This is a genomic window from Thiorhodospira sibirica ATCC 700588 (genome assembly GCF_000227725.2).
Lineage (GTDB): Bacteria > Pseudomonadota > Gammaproteobacteria > Ectothiorhodospirales > Ectothiorhodospiraceae > Thiorhodospira > Thiorhodospira sibirica.
The window spans coordinates 241,388-245,950 of sequence record NZ_MU255056.1 but is presented as its reverse complement, the minus strand read 5'-3'; the positions used below and the strand labels follow the sequence as shown (position 1 = coordinate 245,950).

At 57.2% G+C, this 4,563-nt stretch carries 5 protein-coding genes and 1 pseudogene; 3 read left to right on the top strand and 3 right to left on the bottom strand.

What is annotated here, in order from left to right; all coding sequences use genetic code 11:
* A pseudogene (locus tag THISIDRAFT_RS01295) lies at nt 1–188 on the top strand (hypothetical protein); the annotation flags it as partial.
* Nucleotides 189–291: 103 nt separating this feature from the next.
* Here the strand turns inward: THISIDRAFT_RS01295 and THISIDRAFT_RS01290 are convergent.
* A complete protein-coding gene (locus tag THISIDRAFT_RS01290) occupies nt 292–729 on the bottom strand; it encodes a Rha family transcriptional regulator (protein WP_006788856.1) in 438 nt (145 codons plus the stop codon).
* 211 nt (nt 730–940) lie between these two features.
* On the opposite strand from THISIDRAFT_RS01290, the gene THISIDRAFT_RS01285 reads away from it, so the two are divergent.
* Nucleotides 941–1,093 (top strand): hypothetical protein, encoded by a 153-nt coding sequence (locus THISIDRAFT_RS01285; protein WP_006787667.1) that lies wholly within the window; start codon nt 941–943, stop codon nt 1,091–1,093.
* Nucleotides 1,090–2,409, top strand: coding sequence for a transposase (locus tag THISIDRAFT_RS01280; protein ID WP_246585298.1), 1,320 nt, complete (start codon nt 1,090–1,092; stop codon nt 2,407–2,409). Before THISIDRAFT_RS01285 ends, THISIDRAFT_RS01280 begins: the two co-directional genes overlap by 4 nt.
* Before the next feature lie 138 nt (nt 2,410–2,547).
* Here the strand turns inward: THISIDRAFT_RS01280 and THISIDRAFT_RS01275 are convergent, their stop codons facing one another.
* Together THISIDRAFT_RS01275 and THISIDRAFT_RS01270 are read right to left on the bottom strand one after the other, a co-directional pair.
* On the bottom strand, nt 2,548–3,597 hold the full coding sequence (locus THISIDRAFT_RS01275) for an OmpA family protein (RefSeq protein WP_159098546.1): 1,050 nt from the start codon (nt 3,595–3,597) through the stop codon (nt 2,548–2,550).
* A 306-nt stretch (nt 3,598–3,903) separates the two neighbouring features.
* A partial coding sequence (locus THISIDRAFT_RS01270; RefSeq protein ID WP_006788790.1) for a DDE-type integrase/transposase/recombinase occupies nt 3,904–4,563 on the bottom strand: 660 nt, incomplete at its 5' end.

The following is a 4,563-nucleotide window of genomic DNA, read 5'->3' as shown; positions in this document are numbered from 1 at the left end:
CTGCTGGCGATCGAGAAGGCCAAAGCGAGCATCCGTTTCATGTCATCAAGAACCTCTTTTGCTACCGGAAGGTGCGCAACCAGGGGCTGGCCAAGCACCAGGCGCAACTTTTCAGCCTGTTCGGATTGGCCAACCTTGTGCTGGCGACACGATGCGAAGGCCAAGTTGATGGGGCCAGTACGCCTTGAATCTGCCCTGGCAGCCGGATAACCCGGCTGCCAGGGAAACAGGACCACATGAAGTGGTCAGAAAATGATCGCCAATGGGGTGATTGAATCACTCTGAGCCCCCTCAGCTGCGCGCAACCGAATTGATCAGTGGTTCCTTAAGCGAGAGATGGTCCAGACAGAGGTTTAAGGCGGTGATGCGGATGTAAGCGCGGATGAAGTCAGGGCGATGCAGCGGGTCGGGGTCTGGCGGGGTGGCATAACGCGGCTGGGCCTGGCCGCTTTCCAGTTCGTACCAGCGATCAATCACCGCCGCCCGGCGTTTGATGTCGTAGCCGGTGATGAGGATCTCACATTCACGCCGGGGCAGTAAGTACTCGATTTGCTGACGATTTTGGCTATCAAAATAGATATGAGCAAATCTGCTGGCATTGTCTTCAAGCTGCCGAAACATGACTTGAATATCACGCTTGACATCAGGATGACGCTTGCCGGTCAACTCGGCAATCTCCCGCGAGGACATCGTAAGCGGGGTAAGGGATAGCTCTGTGGATGTTTTCATGGCGCACACCTCTTTGAGAAGGTTGATCACCCTCAACATGAGGGCGACCGGGAGGCTCAAAGCCGTACGCAAACGGTGGGTTGATTCCCCCAAGCCTTTCAAGGTGAAATAAAATCAAAGCTAGACGTTCAACTCGCAGGCACCAGTGCTTCCGGGTTAGGATCTATGCTGGATGATGGCGGTCGGCGCTACAGCATGTCGTAGGACGCGCATGCCCACTGAGATCGTCACACCGGAAGATGCAGCAGCTCCGCCGCATCCGCAGAGAGGGCTGGATGTCGATGTGACCGCCAACGAGGGCCTGCTTCCCATGATCGAACTCTCCCCGATTTTGCGCCGCTTCGCCGAGCGTTCCCCGTCATGATCCGCGCCCTATTCGAGCGCTGCCTTGACCCGGTCAAGCTTGATGCGTGGTTTGATGCCAACTCAGAGCAGCAATATACTCGCAACTTGCTGTTTTATAGTCTTTTTAGACTGATGACCAAAGTGGTGCTGCGGCAACAGACATCAATATATGCCGCCTACCCAGCGGACAAAGAGTCGATCCCCGTTTCAGTGACCTCAGTCTACAACAAGTTGAATGGACTGAGCATAGAGACGTCGGCCCAGTGGGTGACCTACGGCGCCGAGCAGGCCAGTGCGCTGATCGATGAGTTGGATGGTGCCCGTGAGCCGCTCCTACCGGGCTTTCGTGTCAAAGTACTCGACGGGCAACTGTCTGGGCGCCCCGTGAGCACCGGCTCAAAGAGACTCGCCACCCACAAGGCTGCCCCGCTGCCGGGCAAGACTTTAGCCGTCTTCGATCCGCCCAAGGAACTGATCATTGCGCTCTATCCTTGCGAAGATGCCTACACGCAGGAGCGGGCACTACTAGGCGCGGGGCTAGCGGATGTGGAGCCCGATGATCTGTGGTTGGCGGATCGCAACTTCTGCACCCATGGCTTTCTCCGGGGGGTGGTCGACCGAGGTGGTTATTTCTTGATCCGTGCCCACGAGCAGGTACGCTTCGACCCCCTCGAGCCGATGAGAGAAATTGGTCAAACCGAGACTGGATCGGTGGCCGAGCAGTGGGTGGAGTTGACCGGCAAAGAGGGTCGCAGAGTCCGGTTGCGGCGGATTCGGATCCGCTTGAACGAGCCGACGCGCGACGGTGATGATCGAATTGACCTCTTCACCACCGTCCCGGCGCAGAGCGCCGATGCCGTCTACCTGGCGGACCTGTACCTCGAACGTTGGTGCGTTGAGACCGCCTTCCTGCATTTAACCAAGGCGTTACGCTGCGAGGTCGACACCTTGGCCCATCCGCCGGCAGCACTCTTCGCGTTCGCCTGCGCAGTCATTACCTACAATGTGCTCTCCGTGGCCAAGGCGGCGTTGCGTGTAGCGCACGGCGAGGAGGCTGACAACCTTTCTGGCTACTACATGGCCAGACACATCAGCAATACGGCAGAGAGCCTCTGTGAGATTGTCGATTCAGAGGACTGGACGGTCTTCCACACCTTGGCCGTTGTGGACTTCGCTGCCTGGCTCCTAGCGCAGGCCGAGCGGACCAAACTGAGCCGCTACCACAAGGCGAAGCGGGGTCCGAAGAAACCTGCACCGCAGCGATCCCACGATCGAACCAAGCCGCACGTCTCTGTCGCTCGCCTGCTGGCAGCAAGGGAGAAGAAGTCACCTTGAAAGCCCTGGGCAGCCTGACCCAGGTGCCGCTGATTTTAAAGCGGCACCTGGAATGTGTGACGACACCGTCTATGAAATGCGCTCGCAGCCTGCTCGCGTGGTTTGCGTGACCGGTATCGATGACGCCAAAACGCGCTTTCATTGCACGACGAATTCAACCCGTCGATTCTTGGCCTTACCCTCGGCGATGCTGTTGTCAGCGATAGGTCTGGAATCCCCCCAACCTTTAGCCGTCAGGCGATTCTGCGCGATACCCATCTCAACGAGCTTGCCCATGACGCTTTCGGATCGCTGCTGCGAAAGTTGCTGGTTCAGGCTTTCGCTGCCATCGCTGTCGGTATGTCCCTCAATGGAAAACCGCAGGTCGGGATGGTCTTGCAGCAGGTGAAAGATCTGACGGATGATCGGCATGGACTCAGGTTTAATCTCTGCCCGGTTGACATCAAAGTGGATGTCATTCGTGGTAAAGCTGCCTTGCGAGATCACCTGTTCATAGATAGAGATGCCGCCCTCGGCCAGAATCAGGTTCCTGATGAAAGCATTGGTGTCGGGTTGCGCGTTCGTTGGCCTGCCCCCGCGAATGACGAAGCTGTGCAGCTCTGCGTTCACACGGGGGACATTGAGCACCCGCTGATCGTCGATGAAGAGCCGTAGGTGTCCCTCCTCAAAAGACAGTGCCAACTGTCGCCAGCCCGGTTGAAAGGTCGCACTGGTAAACGGGGTGTTACCCTCGGCAATCTGGCTGTCTTGGCGCGTGGATAGGGAGGCTCTCTCGCCATTGAAATACAGGGTAGCGGAGCGTCTCCCGTTGCCATCCATGAAACGGATTTCATAGCTGTGTTGCCTGAAATGGTTCATTAGATAGTCCATTTCCAGAGAAAATGTACTCGGCAGGCCATCGCCTTCGAGACGCGGGCGCACTTGCGTATCAGATCGCATGAAAGCAATGACCGGCGTGCCGTCGTGATGGGCGACTTCGATGGTGCCCCGCACCAGATCCCAGCGGGAAGGAAAATCACCGATGCGTTCCTGGCTCAGATCGTCTTGAAAGAGAATCGCGCCAGTGCGCACGAACTGCGCATGCGTTGACAGCGTGGACAACAGCAGGATTACCAACACCCCCGGCAATAAAGCGGTTTTCAGTCCAATGTTTAAGGCATTTTTCTTGAACATAATAGTTCGTCCCATGTGATCGTATCTCGAAAAAATTGGCTCTTCAGCAGAGTCAGTGGATAGATGGTGAGGCCTAAACGGGGTAGAAAACCCCCGCCCAGTCCTTGGTGAAGATGACATTGCGAAGCAATCAATATCACAGAAAATTTGCGGGAAGCCGTTCGAGACTATCCTAAACCGGCTGCAGAAATTCAAGTCCTTTATCATATGAGGTAGACCCCATTGTCAAGACAAAAAATGGCCGAGTTAAAGTTATCGCCTGCCCCTCACTCTCAGCTGCACAGCGCTGCCCTGATGCCGCAGATTCACCGTCGGTAGGCGTCACCGCCCCGGGCCGTATTTGTCTACGATCAATGCACCTCCTCCCTGCCGGGTCCTGTAGACCGTTGCTGGCGTCTCGTCGGCCTGTGCTTGGTGCGGGCGCTCTTCGTTGTAAAATGAGAAGTCTTCCAGTAGCCCAAGAGTCACCTCACGCAGGTCAGCGTCGCCTTTGAGGTCGGTGTCCTCATGCTTCACCGTTCGCCAGAGCCGCTCTACGAAGATGTTGTGAAAGGCTCGCCCTCGGCCATCGATGCTGATCGTCATGCCTTCACGCTTGAGCACGCTGGTGAATGGCTCCGCCGTTTTCTGAGCGCCTTGGTCGCTGTTGAAGACTTCAGGAGGGCGGTACAGCCGCAGGGCTTCCTCAAGACAGTCGAGGCAAAAGCTCGCATCGATGGTGTTGCTGAGCCGCTCACTCAAGACCTTTCGGCTGTACCCGTCGATGATCGCGACCCGGTCGCAAAAGCCTCGCGCTAGCCGCACGTACGTGATGTCAGTGCTGCAGGCCTGGTTGGGCCGAATGACCTGAATGCCACGCAACCGGTACGGATAGACTTTGTGCTGCGGGTGCGGGCTGCGGGTGTGAGGGCCCGGCGCGATCGCCGCCAGTCCCATCCGGCGCATCAGTCGCTGCACGCACTTGCGGTTGACTTCATGGCC

Bases quoted from the DNA above. Each gene is read 5' to 3' on its own strand.
- THISIDRAFT_RS01290 (WP_006788856.1), bottom strand. From the start codon at position 729: ATGAAAACATCCACAGAGCTATCCCTTACCCCGCTTACGATGTCCTCG.
- THISIDRAFT_RS01280 (WP_246585298.1), top strand. From the start codon at position 1,090: ATGATCCGCGCCCTATTCGAGCGCTGCCTTGACCCGGTCAAGCTTGAT.
- THISIDRAFT_RS01275 (WP_159098546.1), bottom strand. From the start codon at position 3,597: ATGGGACGAACTATTATGTTCAAGAAAAATGCCTTAAACATTGGACTG.
- THISIDRAFT_RS01285 (WP_006787667.1), top strand. From the start codon at position 941: ATGCCCACTGAGATCGTCACACCGGAAGATGCAGCAGCTCCGCCGCAT.